Here is a 14,929-nt window from a genome sequence, read left to right on the forward strand (position 1 = left end):
CTACACCTGACGCGTCTTGGTGAACGACCTCAACCGCAGCAGGTAGCGCGGCACTCCCAACAATCCGAGACTGCGCGGCCAGTCGTCACCGCGGAAGTACGCGTCGGTGCCGCCGTCGACGAAAATGACACTGCCGCACAGGAATTCCGCGGCATCCGAAAGCATGAACATCATCCAGTCGGCCAGCTGCGCCGGATCGCCGTACCCACCGACCGGCACCGGGAACGACTGAACAGCCTTGGCCTGCTGGGGTATCGCCAACAACTCGTCAAGCAACGGGGTCTGGATCGCCCCGGGCGCCAGCACGTTGAGCCGGATCCCGGCGCCGGCCCACGCCGGCGTGACCGCGCGCCGGCGCGCCCAGCGGGTCACCGCGATCTTCGACGCGCCGTAGGCCATCGACGGCGCCGCGGGGCCCAGCAGCTTCACCGTTCGCACCGCCTGTGCCGTCTTGCCGGCGAGCAGGGCACGCACCGCCCGACGGGGAACGGCGGGGATGGTGGTCGACGAATTGCTACCGATCACCACCACCTTGGCTCGGGCGGTGGCGGCCAGCGCCGGCCGCCACGCGTCGAGCAGATCCACCACCCCGCGGAAGTTCACCTCGAAGATGGTCCGGGGCATGCTCGGTCCCGGCTTCGGGCCCAGCCCGGCCGCCATGACCGCGCCGTCGAGGCGGCCGCCGCACTGCGCCAGCACCTGCTCGGCTGCGGCGGCGCGGCCGGTCGGGCTGGACAGGTCGGCAACGACGTCGGCCTCGCGCAGGTCGACCCCGATCACGGTGTGACCGGCCGCCCGCAGTTTCTCCGCCGCCTGGCGTCCCATCCCGGATGCCGACCCGGTCACCGCGTACACACCCACGAGACGTCCTCCTCTGGCCGTTGCGTTCCGTCATACAGACATACAGGGCAAGGTGGACACCATGCACGTCGGATTCATCGGACTCGGGAACATGGGCAACGCGATGGCCGCCAACCTGCTCAAGGCAGGCCACGCCGTCACCGCCTACAACCGGTCACCGGCCAAGGTAGACGCCCTGGCCCAGCAGGGCGCCACGGCGGCGCGCACGGTGGCCGACGCCTGCCGCGGCGACGTGGTGCAGACGATGCTGGCCGACGACGACGCCGTCGAGAACGTCGCGCTCGGGCCGGACGGCATCGTGGCGTCGTTGCCGCCGGGCGGCACCCACATCTCGTCGAGCACCATCAGCGTGGCGCTCGCCCGACGGCTCACCGCCGCGCACGCCGACGCGGGGCAGTCCTATGTCGCCGCACCGGTCTTCGGCCGACCTGAGGCCGCCGCGGCGGCAAAGCTCTTCGTGATCGCAGCCGGGGCACCAGCGGTGCTGGATTTGGTGACGCCGCTTTTCGAGGCGATCGGCCAGCGGACCTTTGTGGTGTCCGAGCAGCCGTACACCGCCAATCTGGTGAAGCTGTCCGGCAACTTTCTGCTCGCCACCGTGATCGAGTCGCTCGGTGAGGCCATCGCGCTGGTGGAGAAAGCCGGCGTGGATCCGGTGAACTATGTCGACATCCTCACCTCGACGCTGTTCAACGCCCCGGCGTATGCCACCTATGGCGACCTGATCGCCCGCAAGAGCTTCGAACCGGCCGGTTTCGCCGCCACCCTCGGCCTCAAGGACGTCCGGTTGGCGTTGCAGGCCGCCGAGGATCTGACCGTGCCGCTGCCGCTGGGCAGCCTGCTGCGCGACCGTTTCCTGACGCTGATCGCTAACGGCGGCGGACAGTTGGACTGGTCGGCGATCACCACCCTGGCCGAACGCGACGCGGGGCTCTGAGCCCCGGCTAGCTGTTACAGCTAACCCCCGACCACTCCCCGCAGCCCGTCGGCCCCGAACGCCGGCTCCAGCATCGATGAGAAGTCCGGGCCGCGGCGCAGCATCTGCCCGCCGTCGACGTTGATGACCTGACCGGTGATGTAGCCGGCCGCGTCACTGAGCAGGAACAGCGCCAGATTGGCGACATCGGTGACCTCGCCGGGCCGCGGCAGCGGTGTCGACACGCGATAGTCCTCACTGAGCTCGGGCGAGTCCAGGATCGGGGCGACCAGTTCGGTGCGCGTCAGGCCGGGGCGGATGCTGTTGACCCGCACCCAGGAGGCACCCAGCTCGTCGGCGGCCAGCTGCATCATGTGGTCCAGCGCCGACTTGGTCGGGCCGTAGGCACCGAACCACCGGTGGGTGTTGCTGGCCGCGATCGAGGAGATCCCGACGAACGAGCCCCCGCCGCCGCGCACCAGCGCTCGGCCGGCGTGCTTGAGCACGTACATGGTGCCGTTGACGTTGAGGTCGACGGTGCGCCGCCACAGCTCCGAGTCGATCTGGGTGATCGGTCCAATGGTCTGTGATCCACCGGCGCAGTGCACCACCCCGTGCAACCGGCCGTGCTTGGCCACGGCGGCATCGACGGCGGCGATCACGCTGTCCTCGTCGGTGACGTCGGTCGGCAGGTGACGGACCGTACCGCGGGGTCCATCCGGCGGTCCCAGCTTCACCTCTCCTCCGTCGAGCCTCGCTGAACCGCCGAGTTCTGCGGCTACCTTCCCCAGTCGATCGGCGTCTCGCCCGACGATCAGGACGTCGGCCCCAGCGGCAGCCAGCCCCGCCGCCACGGCCTTGCCGATACCGCTGCCACCACCGGTGACCAGGTAGCTGCGGTCTTCAAAGGAAAGCTGCACACCGACCCCTCACGTCGAAACTGAAACAGGTTCTACCTATGGAACCATGGCGCCGTCATCGCCCAACGTGCATTCAGCACGAAATTCGGGCCGAATTCCCGGGCTGAGAACACATTCGGCGAAAGAGGGACGACAGAACAAGACCGAGGCGGTGCGCGCCTAGGGTTGGTCGCGGCGGGCCACGGCGGTGGGCCTGGCGGTGCGCCAATCCTCGACATCAGGCGGCAACCCCAACGGGGCCCGGTTTTCGTTGTGGGCAGACCAGTGCGCGTGACCCAGCTGATGGATGTGGAAGCCGTGCCGCAACGCCTCGGTGAAGCCCATCGCGTCGGCGGCGCCGTTCACCGAATCCTTGATCAGCAGCGCGGCCATGGTGGGCAGCTTCGCGATACGCCGGGCGAACTCCAGCGTCTTGTCCGCCAGCTCATCGGTCGGGAACACCTTCGACACCATGCCCAGCCGGTGCGCCTCGTCGGCGTCCAGGGAGTCCCCGGTCAGCAGCAACTCCTTGGCCTTGCGGGGGCCGAATTCCCACGGGTGGGCGTAGTACTCCACACCCGGCATGCCGAGGCGCACCCCGACCACGTCGGAGAACCGGGCGTTGTCCGCGGCCACGATCAGGTCGCAGGCCCAGATCAACATCAGCCCGGCAGAGATGGCGTTGCCCTGCACCTGCGCGATGGTGATCTTGCGCAGGTCCCGCCACCGGCAAGTGTTCTGGAAGAAGAAGTGCCACTCCTGCAGATACGTCTTCTCCACGACCGGCTCGCGGGTGGCGCCGTGCGATTGGAACGTCGGGTGCTGCGCCGGACCGGGGCGCCGCTCGAGCAACGTGGCCTCCGAACCCAGGTCGTGGCCGGCAGAGAAGTTCTTGCCTCGCGCGGCCAGGATCACCACCCGGACGGTGTCATCGGCCTCGGCGCGGCCGAAAGCCTCATCGAGCTGCACCAGCAGGGTGCGATTCTGCGCGTTGTGCACGTCGGGGCGGTTCAGCCAGATCCGGGCGATGCGCCCGTCGTCCAGCAATTCGTAGTCGACCAGGCGATCCGAAGTATCGCCAGCCTGCTCCGATGCGGTGTCCGATGTGACCATTGCCTCCGCCCTCGTCGTCTTCGCATCACAGGCTACGGCGGCGGGCCTGAGCTGCCCGAGCCAGGTGTGACACAGCGCGCACTTCGCTAGAGTCAATGCATGCCTGCTAAATCCGAACACGCCGACATCGAGGACGTGGAACCGCTGGCCGACAGCACCGCGCGCCAGGCCCGGCGAGTGGTCGCCGCCTATGCCGAGGACGCCGACGAGTGTCGGGTGTTCCTGTCCATGCTGGGGATCGGGCCCGCGACACCCGACAAGAACGGGGCGTAAATGCCGGAGTCGGGGGACCCGGCCACGTCGCATGAACCCGGCGGTTCAGCGAGGCTCGACGAAGGAGAGCCGAAGCTGGGACCGCCGCACGAGCCCGGCGGTTCAGCGAGGCTCGACGAAGGAGAGCCGAAGCTGGGACCGCCGCATGAGCCCGGCGAGTCCGATTTCGTCGTGGTGGCCAATCGGCTGCCGATCGATATCGAGGTGCTCCCGGACGGTACGACGGCGTGGAAGCGCAGCCCCGGCGGATTGGTCACCGCACTAGAGCCTCTGCTGCGTAAGCGCCGCGGCGCCTGGGTCGGATGGCCCGGCAGCCTGGAGGCTCCCGACGGGCCGATCGACATCGACGATCTACGGCTGCATCCGGTCCCGCTGGACACCACCGATATCGCCGAGTACTACGAGGGCTTCTCCAACGCCACTCTGTGGCCGCTGTATCACGACGTGATCGTCAAACCGATCTACCACCGGCAGTGGTGGGACCGCTACCTCGACGTCAACCGCCGCTTCGCCGAGGCCGCGTCGCGAGCTGCCGCGCCGGGCGCCACGGTCTGGGTCCAGGACTATCAGCTGCAGCTGGTACCCAAGATGCTGAGGGATCTGCGCCCCGATCTGACCATCGGCTTCTTCCTGCACATCCCGTTCCCGCCGGTGGAGCTGTTCATGCAGCTGCCATGGCGGGCCGAGATCGTCGACGGACTGCTCGGCGCCGACCTGGTCGGCTTTCACCTGGCCGGCGGCGCTCAGAATTTCTTGTTCTTGGCCCGCAACCTGGCCGGCGCCGTCACCTCGCGAGGCTCAGTCGGGGTGCGCAGCCGGTTCGGCGAGGTGCGGCTGACCGATCGCACAGTGCGGGTCGGCGCCTTCCCCATCTCGATCGACTCAGGCGAACTGGACCGCAAGGCGCGGGAACGCGGGATCCGTCGACGCGCCAAGGAGATTCGCGCCGAACTGGGCCATCCGCGCAAGGTCTTGCTCGGCGTCGACCGGCTGGACTACACCAAGGGCATCGACGTCCGGCTCAAGGCGTTCAACGAGCTGCTGGCCGAGGGACGCGCCAAACGGGACGACACCGTATTGGTGCAGCTGGCGACTCCGAGCCGGGAACGGGTGGAGAGCTACCAGATCCTGCGCGACGACATCGAACGTCAAGTCGGCCATATCAACGGTGAGTACAGCGAGGTCGGCCATCCGGTGGTGCACTACCTGCACCGCCCGGTCCCCCGCGACGAGCTGATCGCCTTCTTCGTGGCCAGCGACGTCATGCTGGTCACCCCGCTGCGCGACGGGATGAATCTGGTCGCCAAGGAATACGTGGCCTGCCGCAGCGACCTGGGCGGCGCTTTGGTCCTGAGCGAATTCACCGGTGCGGCAGCGGAATTACGCCAGGCTTACCTGGTCAATCCACACGATCTGGAGTGCGTCAAGGACGTCATCGAGGCAGCGGTCAACCAGACCCCCGAGGAAGGCCGCCGACGGATGCGTGCGCTGCGCCGTCAGGTGCTGGCCCACGACGTGGACCGCTGGGCCCGATCGTTCCTCGGCGCGCTGGCCGACTCGGCGGAGTAGCTCAGCCGACGGCGCCGACCCGTCCCCCGCAAGCGGGTGGTGCCCCCCAGCGCCCCGGCTGACGCCGCGCTTGCGATCGACGCTAGCTGCACAGGTGCTGCGGGTTGTCCTGGCAGTTCAGCGGGTAGTGGATGACCGGGTTCGGCAGCGGCGAGACGAACGTCAGCGTGAAAGCGCGCTTGCTCAACCCGGGCTGCAGCCCACACACCGCATTGTGCGCAGTGGTGTAGGTACCGTGCAGAGACGTGTCGAACTGGTACATCTCGTCACTGCCGGCGGTGCTGCCATCGGAGCATCGGGTGCCCGCCAGTAGCGGCGTCTTGTAGGTCCACTGGCCGTTCGACAGCCGGTAGGCCCCGGCCTGTCCGGGCGGCCCGTTGCTTTCGACCTGCAGCTTGCAGCCCACGGCCAGGTGCAGTGGCACTCGGCCGTCACCGACGGTCGGGACGCACAGCGGATAGATCGTCCAGGTCGCGGTCTTCGCACCGTCGTTGTAGGTGTAGACGCCCTCGACCGTGCCTTCTGGAATCGCATCGTCGTCGGCACCGGCCTGGACTGCCAGCCCGGTGGCTGCCGTCATCGCCGCAGCCAAGGCGACCAGACCACGTACGAGTTTGCCCATGGTGCTCATCCTTTCAGCTAGATCGGCACAATATTGCTGATCAGCCACTTGCGGTCGATCTTGCGGAAGTCCACCCGCAGACGACTGCCCTCGTAGTACTTCTCCTTGGACTTGCCCGTCACGGTGCGGTTGACGAACACCAGCACCGAGCCGGAAGTCCGATGCGACGGCAAGGCGGCGATGCCGACGATGTCGACCTGGTTCACCAACTGCTGCGCGCGGGCCTGCGGAATGATGTCGTTGACCACCCGGGCTTCGAACTCGCGACGGTAGTCCCCGGTGAACATCGAGTACGTCTCGGTCAGGCTGCCTTCCACCGTCTTGTACTCGTAGCCGAGAACTTTGGGGATCTCGTCCTTCGCCAGTTGGACCAACTCGGTACGGGCCGACTGTTCACCCCGCACCTCGACCCGGCTCCAGTACAGCGATCCCGCCGCGGCACCCAGACCCACGAACGCGCCGAGCACCCCGACCAGGACCGCAAGCCACATCCACTGGCGCGTCATCGGCTGCCGTCCGGCCATTTGAGGTCGTAGGCGGTCATATTGCCCGCGTCGTCTTCGTGCACGATCACCCGCAATGCGTAGGGCTGCGACGGCTTGTTGACGCCATCGACATCGGTGGCCGTGGCCCGCATCGCCACCAGCACCGACGCGTTGGCAGCGATGTTGTCGACGCTTTCGAGGGCCGCGGCGTTGATGACGGCTTCGGAGCTGTGCTTAGTCTCCCGCAGCAGCGCCTTGAGGTTCTCGGAATTGGCTGCCATCGTGTCGCGCAGCGGGCCGCTGGTGCCTGCCACGAACAGGTCCACCTGGTAGCTGATGGTGTCGGGCGTATAGGTGTACATGTTCAGCACGGTCTGGACCGCGGCGTCGACGAATCGCTGGTCCCGCTGCTGCGTCGCGTCGGCATGCCGGTGTTGCAGCGCGAGCGCGCCGACCATCCCGCCCAGTAGGACGGATGCCGCCAGCCCGGCGGCGCCCGCCAGTTGCGCGGTCTTGCGGGCGTTGGGCCGCCGGCGCGGTGGCGGTCCCGCCGGCCGAACCGCCCGTACGGCGGCTTTGCTGGGTGCCGGAATCCGTACCGTGGCCGGCGTTGTTTCGGCGGTATCACCCGCTGGGCCCGCGGCTCGCGAGGCCCGGCGCCGGACCTTCGCGTCGTCGGGTCCCGTCACGTCTGCCTCGGCGCGAGCATCAGATCAGCCCAGTTCTCCGCGGGCAGCCACTTGTCGGAGCCGGAGACGAACACTCCGCTGTTGCCGGCCGGATCCACGAACTTTCCGGACCGGTCGTAGCTGCTGTAGGCGACGCCGTTGGCCTCGGCGGGCAGCGGACCCGGAGCGGGCGCGGGAGCCGGTCCCGGCGCGGAGTCACGCCCGTAGGCGGGCAGGCCACCGTTGCCCCCGGGGCCAGTCGGCAGGTTCTGGTCCGGTGGCGCGTAGTAGGGCCACGGCGCCGGGGGGTTGGGTCCGAGCTGATTCGGCGGGTATGGCAGCGGGAACGGCGGGTTGGGCGCCGGACCGGGGCCGGCGGGCACACCCGGCGGCAGTGCCACCACCGGCGGGCCGGGGTCGTAGTCCGTCGACGGCGGGATGTAGGGGAACTTGTTCATCGGCGTCAGCATCCGCGGATCGGTGATCGGGGTGTCATACGGGACGGGCGGGCCGCGCCAGGTGTTGCTGCCGACCGGGACGTAGCCCTGCGGGTCGCGGCAGAGCTGGATGGTCGGCGCCCGCTTACCCGGATGTTCCATGCACGGGTAGTTGCGCGCACCGCGGACCGCAGACGGGTCGTTCTGCGCGGCTTTGCAGTACAGATCCTTGGGCAGTTCGCGCACGGTCTCGTCGGCCGGTGTTCGCATCTCGGTGAATGGCAGGAAGCCGACCGTGCACGGCGGCGGGTCGTGCATGTCGATCTTGAAGTCCAGCTTCACGCCTTCTTCCATCGGCACACCGCCGGCCACGGTGATCAGCGCCGCCATCAGCGCGGGGAAAACCACCAGCGCCTGTTCGATGGAATTGCGGTAGATGACCCCGACCCGGCCGAAGTTGGCGATGCTGGCGGCCAATGTCGGGAAGGAAGCGCGGATTCCGTCGAACGTGGTGTTGGCCTCGTCGGCGACGCTGGGCAGCGTCTGCAGCACCTCGCGGAGCTGCGGGTCGGCGTTGCGCACCTCGGTGGTGACCGCCGCCAGCGACCGGGCCAGCTTCTTGATGCCATCGCCGCCGCGGATCTGGGCGTCCAAGAAGGGCTCGACCTGGTCGACCAGCTTCGAGGTCGCATCGAAGTTGGCGTTGGCCTCGTCGATCAGCTGCCGCGACGAGGCGATCATCCGGGCCAGCTCCTGCCCGGAGCCGTTGAACCCGTCGAACGCGCTGCGCAGCAGATCACGAAGGCGGCTGTTGGCGACACTGTTGACCAACGACTGAGCCTGGTCGAGCAATCCGGCGATGTCCTGGCCGATCGCGGTGCGGTCCTGGCCGATGCGCGCGCCGTTGCGCAGCGCCGCGGCTGCCGTGGTCTCCGGCGGCGGCACCAGGTCGATGTACTGCTCGCCGATCGCGGACATGCTCTTGACGGTGGCGGTGACGTTGCCAGGGATCTTGGTGCTGCTGTTGAGCCGCATTTCGGCGTCGACACCGTGGTCGGTGAGGCGGACGTCGCCCACCCGGCCCACGGTCACGCCGCGGTACGTGACGTTGGCGCTCTTGTAGATACCGCCGCCGCCGATGAAGTCGGCCGTCACCTTGTAGGTGCCGATGCCCAGCCGGCTCGGCGCATGCAGATAGAGGATCGAGATCGCACCGACGGCGAGCACGGTGACCACGGCGAAGATCCCGAGCTGAATTCGGACGAGGCGGGTCAGCATCGTAGGTCATTCCTCATAGTGGACAGCCGTTCCGGGCGGGATCTTGAACGGATCGGCCGCCTGTCCGGACAGGTTCGCCATCTCACCGATCAAGAAGTCGGGCGGGTTCAGGACGTCATGCATGTGCGGCATGTTCGGGTCGAAACCGCCGGTGGTGAACACGGTTTCGCCGAAGCGCCGCAGGGTCATGTCGAAGGTGACATAGACGTTGAGGAAGTCGCCGCGCACGGCGTTGCGCAGATACATCGACGGGAACGGGAAGGTCGGGATGAACGGGAACGCCGTCACCAATTCGTTGGCGTTGTCGGCGAACGCCTTGATGACCGGGTAAAGGTCCTTGATGTCGGCCGTGAAGTCCTCCTTGGTCTCGCTCAAGATCCGAGACCCGACCACGGCCAATCTCTGCAGTGCACCGAACGCATCGACGATATTGCTGCGGTTGTCGTTGAGCACCTGCAGCGCGGCGGGCATGGTGTCCAGGGCCCGCGCCAGGCTGGGCGCGCTGCGGGCCAGAGTGGCCCCAACCCGATTCAGACCATCGGCGGCGGCGATGATGTCGCGCGCCTGGTGATCCAGCGACGCCGTGAGTTCGGCGAGCCGGGGCACCAGCTCGGCAAAAGTACCGGCCCGACCGGCGACCGCGGCATAGGCCTCTTCGGTGATGTCTTGCACCGCACCGAGATTGCCCTGGTTCACCACCACACCCAGTGACGACAACACCTCTTCGGTGCTGGGGTAGCGCCCGGTACGGCTGAGCGGAATCTCATCGCCAGCGACGAGTCTGCCAACCGGAGATTGGTCGGTCGGCTCGGCGAGCTCGATGTGCTGGGAACCCAGCAACGAGGTCTGGGCCACTTTCGCGGTGGCATTGGCCGGCAGCTGCACATTGCCATCCAGCGACAGCCTGACCGCGGCATAGAAGCTGCCGTCGGGCTGTTGCACCGCCCGAATGCCAGAGACGCTGCCGACGGTCACGTCATCGACCATCACCGGCGAATTCTGCGGCAGCGTAGTGACATCCGGCAGTTGCACCGTGATGCTGTAGGAACCGCGGCCGTGGCCCGCGGTTCCCGGCATGTTCAGCGAGTTCAGCCCGCCGAACTGACAACCGGACAACACCAGCGCCCCGGCGCCGAGCACCGCGCCTCGCCTGCCGACCCGTCGCAGCGCGCCGGGAAGAGACTTCACGCTCATCCGCCCTCCCGTGGTGCGCCGGCACCGGGTTGCGCCGGCCCCGTCGGGCCGGGCGCCTTGCCCAGCTGCCCCGGCGCAGGCGGCGGCAGGAACAGTGCGGCGACGTCCTCGGTGCTCGGCGGTGTGACGCCCGGCGCGGGCAGCCACTTCAGGTAGGGCACCGGAGTCTGGGCCTTGGCCTCGGTGGCAGGCGTGTCGTAAATGATCTGGCCCTTGTAGGCGGTTATGGAGTTGATCGGGTGGAACAAGAACGGCAGGAAGTTCATCGACCAGCGACGCATGACCGGCCCCATCCGCTCCTTGCAGATCTCTGCCCGCTTGAAGTTGTCCGGCACCGAACCGATGTCGAAGACACCGCCGCAGATGAACTGCACCGGGTTGGCGAAGTCGGGCAGCGAGAGCAGGCCGGCGAGCGTGCCCTGAGCCGGGTTGTAGATGTTGTAGAAATTGACCAGGCCGTGCGGGGTGATATGCAAAACCTGCTCGAAGTTCTCACTCTGATCCGACAGTGTTTTGGTGAACTCCGCAAGCTTGTTGACCTGTGCGACCAATGCGTCGTTGTTGTTGTGCAGGAAGCCCCGAACATCACGCAATGCCTGGTTGAGGGTGCCCAGTGTGACGTCCAGATCCTTCGAGCTGTCTGCCAAAACCGCCGACACGCCGGCGACATGGTCGGTGAACTGCACGATCTGCTCGTTGCTGCCCGACAGCGCGTCCACCAGAACCTGCAGGTTTTTCACGGTCCCGAACAGGTCGGTGCGCGAGTCCCCGAGCCGGCCGGTGGTAGCCGACAGGTCGCGCAGGGCGTTGCGGAAGGAGTCACCCTTGCCGTCGAAGGTGTCGGCGGCCTGGTTGACGAATGCGCTCAGTGCGCCGTTGAGCTTGCCCCCCTCGGGTCCCAGCTGCGCACTGAGCTGGGTCAGCTCCTGCTTGACCTCGTCCCATTCGACCGGCACGGCGGTGCGGTCTTCGCCCAACACCGCACCGTTGGCCAGCTTCTCGCCATCGGTGTAGGCCGGGGCCAGCTGAATGACGCGCGCCGACACGATATTTGGCGCCATCAACACGGCACGCACGTCGGCGGGCAGCGGAACGTCCTTGTTCACCGTCATGGTGATCTTGACGTTCTCGGCCCGCGGCTCGATGGACTCGATGCGCCCCACTGGGACCCCAACCACCCGGACGTCGTCGCCAGGGTAGAGGCCCACCGCCGAGGCGAAGTAGCCGGTGATGCGGTAACTGCGCTGCGCGGGCAGCACCACGTATGCGGCGCCGGCCAGCAGTACCGCCAGCAGCCCGGCAAGGACGAGACGTGAAGTTCGGCGCGTCATGGTGACTTCGGCTTAATGATCGTGCGCTCGGAGATCATCCCGCGCAGGTAGTCGGCCAGGCTGTCGGGGAGCTTGCCGGGCTGGAAGAACATGTCGACCATGACCTCCGACATGGTGGGCGGTGGTAGGCCGTACAGGTTGATCTGGAAGCCCGGACCCGAGGCCACCACCTCGCCGAGCGTGGTGGCGTACCCGGGCAGCCTCTCCAGAGCGCCGGCGATCCGGTCTTTGCGCTCGATCATGTTGTCCAGCACCAGGTTGAGCTTGTTCAGGGTCGGACCGATCTCTTTCTCGTTATCGGTCACGAATCCGGAAAGCTGTTGCGACACATCGTCGATGCCACCGATCAGCGCGGCTAGGGCCTGCCGGCGCTCATCGAGGGCAGCAAACAACTGGTTGCCGTCGAGCACCAGCCGGTTGACTTGGTCGGCACGCTGATTGAGCACACCGGTAACCACCTTGGCGTGAGTCAGCAGCTGACCCAACGCTTCGTCGCGGCGGTTGATGCTGCGCGACAGGGCGGTGACGCCGTCCAGGGCTCCCCGCAGCTGCGGGGTCGCGTCGCGCATCGAGTCGGTGAGCACCTGCAGGGCCTCTTCGAATCGTGGCTTGTCGAGATCACGAGCATCGCCGCCCAGGTCTTGCAGCGCGTTGTTGAGCGTGTACGGCGCCCGGGTGCGTTCGAGCGGGATCGAGGTGACCGAGCCGGCACCAGCGGGAGTGATCGACAGTGCCTTCTCGCCCAGCACGGTATCCGTGCGGATGGCGGCCAGCGACTGATCCCCTACCCGGACCTTGCGGTCGACGGTGAAGTCCACTTTCGCGCTGGCCCCGGCCAACGCCACCGACTTGACCTTGCCCACCCGGATCCCGGACACCGTCACGTCGTTACCGGGGATGATGCCACCGGCATCGGCGAAATAGCCATGATACGTCTTGCCTTGCGGCCAGAACGGCAAGCTGGTGTAACCGAACGACACCAAGACCAGGCAGGCCACAAGTGCGATGCCCAGCAGACCCGTGCGAACCGGGTTTACGCCGTCAATTTTTGACAGGAGAGCACCTCCCCTTGCTCGTGTCGTTCTGGCCACCCATCGGCAAGGTGATGTCACTGCCGGCCGGACCGTTGAATTTCAGCGCGACTGTGCAGTAGTTGATGTTGAAGAAGGAGCCGTAGGCGCCCAGCGCGTTGAGCCGCAGGTAGTTCTCTTCCAACGGGTCGATGACGTCGTTCAGCTCTTGCTTGCGCTTGTCCAGAACGGTAGCCAGCGGCCGCGCGTTCTCGATCACGCCCTGCAGCGGCCGCCGGGTGCGGCGCAGCGTGTCGGCGAGGTCGTTCTCCACGGAGGACAGCGGGCCGATAGCCCCGGCGATCGCATCCTTGCCCTGCGCCAGACCGGTGATCAGCTGCTGCAGTCGGTCGACGGTGGCGTCGAACTGCTCGCTCTTGTCGTCGACAGTGGTCAGCACCGTGTTCAGGTTGTTGATCACGTCGCCGATCAGCTGGTCACGGGAGGCCAGCGTGGTGGTGAACGAACTGGTGCTGGCCAGCATCTGCGACAGCGCACCACCCTGACCCTGCAGCAGCTCGATGAGCGCGCTGCTGATCTCGTTGATCTTCTTGCCGTCCAGCCCCTTGAGCACCGGACGCATCCCGCCCAGCAGCGCGTCGAGGTCCAAGGCCGGCTGGGTGTGGTCCCGTGCGATCGTGCTGCCGGGCGGCAGCTTACGCATTTCGCCGGCGCCCGAGGCGATCTCCAGGTACCGGTCACCGACCAGGTTCTCGTACCGGATCACCGCGCGGGTCGAGTCGTAGAGCTGGTAGCGCTTGTCGAGGTCGAAGGTGACACTGACGTTGTTGTCCGGCGTCAACTCGACGCGTTTCACCGTGCCCACTGGGATGCCGGCGATCCGCACGTCCTCGCCGCCTTTGAGCCGGGAGGCGTTGGAGAAATCCGCGTGGTAGGTGTGATTCGAGGCGAAGCGGAACTCGCCGAACACCACCACCAGACCGGCCGACACCAGCAGCATGGCGATGGTGAAGACGGTGACCTTGATCAGCGTGCCGCGCGAGTTCATCAGTATTCATCCCGTTCCGCGAAGGCGCCGTTGAAGAGGAACTGCGCGGTGGAGGGTGCGTCGAACTGGACCTCGGTGTTGGGCTGGAACGGGATGTAGGCACTGTCGGTCACCAGGAACGGTGAGCGGAACCAGGAGCCGCCGTACTGCTTGCTGGGGATGTCCGGCAAGCCGCGGCAGTTAGGTCCACCGGTCGCGTTGGCCACCGGCAGGCTCTCCGGGTAGGTGTAGGCCGGTGCGCCCGGGATGAAGCTGGACTGCACGTACAGCGCCGGCTTGGTGCCACCCAGCGACGGGCCGAAACGCTCGAGGGCCTTCTGAATTCCCTTGAACAGGCAGCCGAACTCCGGGGAGTACTCGGCCAACAGGCTGCTCGTGGCGCGGAAGCGCTGGACACCGGCGATGAAATCGTCGGCCGCTGGAGCGAAGGTGTCGTAACCATTGTTGGCCAGTCCGGTCGTTGCCAGCAGCGCCTTGCTCAGGTTCTCCCGCTGGTCGACCAGCGTCTTGCTGATCGTCGGGATGTTGTCGAAGGTCGTCGCAAGGTCCGGGGCGGCATCTCCGTAGATGTTGCCGACGATCGCGGTCTTGGCGAAGCCCGACTGCAGCTGGGGCAGTTTCGGATTGAGCTTTCCGAGGTAGCTGTTCAGCCCCGACAGCAGCCCGCCCAGGTTGTCGCCGTTGCCCCGCAATCCTTCGGCCAGCGCGCTGACCGACCCGTTGAGCTGAACCGGGTCGATCTTGTCCAGCAGGTTTGTCAGCTTCTGGAACAGCGTGTTGACTTCCAGCTGCACGTCGGACGCCTGAACGTTCGCGCCGTTGCGCAGCGTCGCACCCGAGGGCACCGGCGGCGGAACGAACTCCACCGACTTGGCCCCGAAGATGGTATTGCCGGCAATGTGAACCGCTGCGTTCGACGGGATCTGATGCATCGCGGAGCTGTCGATGGACAGCAGGAGCTTGGCCTGGTCACCCTGGTACTTGATCGACTTGACCTTGCCGACCTGGATCCCGCGGTACTTGACCTTGGCATCCTGCTCCATCACCAGGCCGGCGCGCGGTGAGGTGACGGTGACCTTGTCGGTGGAGCTGAAGACCGACACGTAGGACAGGTAGGTGAACACGGTGGCGGCAAGCAAGATCGCACCGAGGACTGCCGCAGCAATCCGTACCTGGGTACGCCTCGATCCCGTGTCCACGCTTG

General features: G+C 66.8%; 15 protein-coding genes. 3 read left to right on the forward strand and 12 right to left on the reverse strand.

The window, feature by feature from the left end; translation table 11 throughout:
* Nucleotides 1-861, reverse strand: a complete 861-nt coding sequence (locus tag ACKY0W_RS19075; protein WP_409435362.1) for an SDR family oxidoreductase — start codon at nt 859-861, stop codon at nt 1-3.
* A 61-nt stretch (nt 862-922) separates the two neighbouring features.
* On the opposite strand from ACKY0W_RS19075, the gene ACKY0W_RS19080 reads away from it, so the two are divergent.
* On the forward strand, nt 923-1,798 hold the full coding sequence (locus ACKY0W_RS19080; RefSeq protein WP_409435363.1) for an NAD(P)-dependent oxidoreductase: 876 nt from the start codon (nt 923-925) through the stop codon (nt 1,796-1,798).
* A 20-nt stretch (nt 1,799-1,818) separates the two neighbouring features.
* On the opposite strand, the gene ACKY0W_RS19085 is transcribed toward ACKY0W_RS19080, so the two are convergent.
* Nucleotides 1,819-2,697: an SDR family oxidoreductase gene (locus ACKY0W_RS19085; RefSeq protein WP_409435364.1), complete on the reverse strand. Its 879-nt coding sequence runs from the start codon at nt 2,695-2,697 to the stop codon at nt 1,819-1,821.
* 159 nt (nt 2,698-2,856) lie between these two features.
* Nucleotides 2,857-3,789: an enoyl-CoA hydratase gene (locus ACKY0W_RS19090; protein WP_409435365.1), complete on the reverse strand. Its 933-nt coding sequence runs from the start codon at nt 3,787-3,789 to the stop codon at nt 2,857-2,859.
* Nucleotides 3,790-3,888: 99 nt separating this feature from the next.
* On the opposite strand from ACKY0W_RS19090, the gene ACKY0W_RS19095 reads away from it, so the two are divergent.
* Nucleotides 3,889-4,062, forward strand: a complete 174-nt coding sequence (locus tag ACKY0W_RS19095; RefSeq protein ID WP_109403096.1) for a hypothetical protein — start codon at nt 3,889-3,891, stop codon at nt 4,060-4,062.
* On the forward strand, nt 4,063-5,631 hold the full coding sequence (locus ACKY0W_RS19100; protein ID WP_409435366.1) for a trehalose-6-phosphate synthase: 1,569 nt from the start codon (nt 4,063-4,065) through the stop codon (nt 5,629-5,631). It abuts the gene before it with no gap.
* Nucleotides 5,632-5,713: 82 nt separating this feature from the next.
* Here ACKY0W_RS19100 and ACKY0W_RS19105 read toward each other — a convergent pair whose 3' ends face one another.
* The 9 genes from ACKY0W_RS19105 to ACKY0W_RS19145 are packed head-to-tail and all read right to left on the reverse strand — an operon-like array spanning nt 5,714 to nt 14,924.
* The gene (locus tag ACKY0W_RS19105; protein WP_409435367.1) at nt 5,714-6,253 is read right to left on the reverse strand and encodes a hypothetical protein; all 540 of its coding nucleotides are present in this window, start codon (nt 6,251-6,253) and stop codon (nt 5,714-5,716) included.
* Nucleotides 6,254-6,270: 17 nt separating this feature from the next.
* The gene (locus tag ACKY0W_RS19110; RefSeq protein WP_409435368.1) at nt 6,271-6,777 is read right to left on the reverse strand and encodes a mammalian cell entry protein; all 507 of its coding nucleotides are present in this window, start codon (nt 6,775-6,777) and stop codon (nt 6,271-6,273) included.
* Nucleotides 6,756-7,427: a mammalian cell entry protein gene (locus ACKY0W_RS19115; RefSeq protein WP_409435369.1), complete on the reverse strand. Its 672-nt coding sequence runs from the start codon at nt 7,425-7,427 to the stop codon at nt 6,756-6,758. The genes ACKY0W_RS19110 and ACKY0W_RS19115 overlap by 22 nt, the downstream gene beginning before the upstream one ends.
* On the reverse strand, nt 7,424-9,121 hold the full coding sequence (locus ACKY0W_RS19120) for an MCE family protein (protein ID WP_409435370.1): 1,698 nt from the start codon (nt 9,119-9,121) through the stop codon (nt 7,424-7,426). Before ACKY0W_RS19120 ends, ACKY0W_RS19115 begins: the two co-directional genes overlap by 4 nt.
* A gap of 6 nt (nt 9,122-9,127) precedes the next feature.
* Nucleotides 9,128-10,315, reverse strand: a complete 1,188-nt coding sequence (locus tag ACKY0W_RS19125) for an MCE family protein (RefSeq protein WP_409435371.1) — start codon at nt 10,313-10,315, stop codon at nt 9,128-9,130.
* Nucleotides 10,312-11,646: an MCE family protein gene (locus ACKY0W_RS19130; protein WP_409435372.1), complete on the reverse strand. Its 1,335-nt coding sequence runs from the start codon at nt 11,644-11,646 to the stop codon at nt 10,312-10,314. Before ACKY0W_RS19130 ends, ACKY0W_RS19125 begins: the two co-directional genes overlap by 4 nt.
* Nucleotides 11,643-12,701, reverse strand: a complete 1,059-nt coding sequence (locus ACKY0W_RS19135; protein WP_409437853.1) for a virulence factor Mce family protein — start codon at nt 12,699-12,701, stop codon at nt 11,643-11,645. The genes ACKY0W_RS19130 and ACKY0W_RS19135 overlap by 4 nt, the downstream gene beginning before the upstream one ends.
* Nucleotides 12,688-13,725 carry an MCE family protein gene (locus ACKY0W_RS19140; RefSeq protein WP_409435373.1) on the reverse strand — a complete coding sequence of 346 codons (1,038 nt, stop codon included), beginning with the start codon at nt 13,723-13,725 and terminating at the stop codon, nt 12,688-12,690. Before ACKY0W_RS19140 ends, ACKY0W_RS19135 begins: the two co-directional genes overlap by 14 nt.
* A complete protein-coding gene (locus tag ACKY0W_RS19145; RefSeq protein WP_409435374.1) occupies nt 13,725-14,924 on the reverse strand; it encodes an MCE family protein in 1,200 nt (399 codons plus the stop codon). Before ACKY0W_RS19145 ends, ACKY0W_RS19140 begins: the two co-directional genes overlap by 1 nt.
* Nucleotides 14,925-14,929 lie beyond the last annotated feature (5 nt).

Source organism: Mycobacterium sp. SMC-14, from assembly GCF_046250075.1.
Lineage (GTDB): Bacteria > Actinomycetota > Actinomycetes > Mycobacteriales > Mycobacteriaceae > Mycobacterium.

Bases quoted from the DNA above. Each gene is read 5' to 3' on its own strand.
- ACKY0W_RS19140 (WP_409435373.1), bottom strand. From the start codon at position 13,725: ATGAACTCGCGCGGCACGCTGATCAAGGTCACCGTCTTCACCATCGCC.
- ACKY0W_RS19100 (WP_409435366.1), top strand. From the start codon at position 4,063: ATGCCGGAGTCGGGGGACCCGGCCACGTCGCATGAACCCGGCGGTTCA.
- ACKY0W_RS19090 (WP_409435365.1), bottom strand. From the start codon at position 3,789: ATGGTCACATCGGACACCGCATCGGAGCAGGCTGGCGATACTTCGGAT.
- ACKY0W_RS19130 (WP_409435372.1), bottom strand. From the start codon at position 11,646: ATGACGCGCCGAACTTCACGTCTCGTCCTTGCCGGGCTGCTGGCGGTA.
- ACKY0W_RS19105 (WP_409435367.1), bottom strand. From the start codon at position 6,253: ATGGGCAAACTCGTACGTGGTCTGGTCGCCTTGGCTGCGGCGATGACG.
- ACKY0W_RS19120 (WP_409435370.1), bottom strand. From the start codon at position 9,121: ATGCTGACCCGCCTCGTCCGAATTCAGCTCGGGATCTTCGCCGTGGTC.
- ACKY0W_RS19095 (WP_109403096.1), top strand. From the start codon at position 3,889: ATGCCTGCTAAATCCGAACACGCCGACATCGAGGACGTGGAACCGCTG.
- ACKY0W_RS19080 (WP_409435363.1), top strand. From the start codon at position 923: ATGCACGTCGGATTCATCGGACTCGGGAACATGGGCAACGCGATGGCC.
- ACKY0W_RS19110 (WP_409435368.1), bottom strand. From the start codon at position 6,777: ATGGCCGGACGGCAGCCGATGACGCGCCAGTGGATGTGGCTTGCGGTC.
- ACKY0W_RS19125 (WP_409435371.1), bottom strand. From the start codon at position 10,315: ATGAGCGTGAAGTCTCTTCCCGGCGCGCTGCGACGGGTCGGCAGGCGA.